Origin of the sequence: Streptomyces sp. GC420 (assembly GCF_009916105.1) — a bacterium.
GTDB lineage: Bacteria > Actinomycetota > Actinomycetes > Streptomycetales > Streptomycetaceae > Streptomyces.
In genome coordinates, this window is record NZ_JAAAXQ010000769.1 from 1 (window position 1) to 1,158 (window position 1,158).

The window sequence follows — 1,158 nt, forward strand, 5'->3', positions numbered from 1 at the left end:
CACCACCACCGTCGGCGAACTCGCCCGCGCCGGTGCGCTGCTGCTGCGCGCCGGAGGGCCCGCGGCCGACGGTGTGCCCGTGCTGACCGAGCACGACGTGCTGGCGGGGACCGCCCCCTCGGGCACCGCCGCGCCCGCCGACATCACGGCGTCCGCCGAGGACGCCGTGATGCTCGCGCCCGGCGACGTCGTCGTGCCCGTCGTCGGCGGCGGGGGAGTGGCCAGGGTCGTCGACGAGGCCACCGCGGGCGCCGCGCTCGGCCGCAACCTGTTCCTGCTGCGCCCGGGGCCCGAGGCGCTCGACCCCTGGTTCCTCGCCGGTTTCCTGCGCGGCACCGCGAACGCGCGGCAGGCCAGCAGTTACGCCTCCACGGCCACCCGGCTCGACGTCCGGCGCCTCCAGCTGCCCCGGCTCCCCCTCGCCGAACAGCGCAGGTTCGGCGAGCGGTTCAGAGCGCTCGCCGAATTCGAGGGCGCGCTGCGTGAGGCGGGCAGGCTCGGCGAGCGGCTCGTACAGGGCCTTTACGACGGTCTCGCGGACGGGTCGGTCCGGCCCGTTCCACGCGGGGACCGGGTACCCCCACCCGGCCCTCGGGTCCCACCTGCGCCCGGACCCGGTGATTCCGGGTGGAATAGCCGGAAACCGCAGCACAATTGCGTACGTCTTCGCAGTCGGGGAGCGCCGTTCCCGGCATGGCCGGATAGTCTCCCCCTGTCACCCGTACAGCCGCAGCAGGAGTGCTTGTGAACGGTCCCGGCCAAGGAGCCGTAAAGCCCCCGTCCAACGAGGGGACGGTCATCACCCTTCGCGTGGTGCTGATCATCCTCACTCTCCTGTCCTGCGGCACGCTCGCCTTCGTCCCGATGGTGCGCGTCGCGATCCTCAGCCGCCGCCCCGCCGACTGGGCGGTGTGCTGCGTCGTCGCGGCGTGGTCGTTCGGCGGCTTCATGGTGGCGGGCTCGACCCCCACCGAGAGCTGGCAGTCGGACGCGGGCGTGATCGCCCTGCTGCTGACCATCCCCGTGGTGTCCGTGTACTACATCGTCCGGGACATGGCGCTGCACAAGCGGCCCGCCCAGGCCCCCTACCCGGTCGTCCCGGCCGCGGGCGCGCCCCCGTACGGCTACCCGCACCGCACCGAGCCCCAGCCCCCGGTG

At 74.0% G+C, this 1,158-nt stretch carries 1 protein-coding gene and 1 pseudogene; both read left to right on the plus strand.

All coding sequences use genetic code 11. From position 1 onward, the window contains the following. A pseudogene (locus GUY61_RS38505) lies at positions 1 to 748 on the plus strand (hypothetical protein); the annotation flags it as partial. Further along, positions 745 to 1,158 (plus strand): hypothetical protein (locus GUY61_RS38510; protein ID WP_166634921.1); only part of this gene is annotated, 414 nt, incomplete at its 3' end. The pseudogene GUY61_RS38505 and the gene GUY61_RS38510, both read left to right, overlap by 4 nt.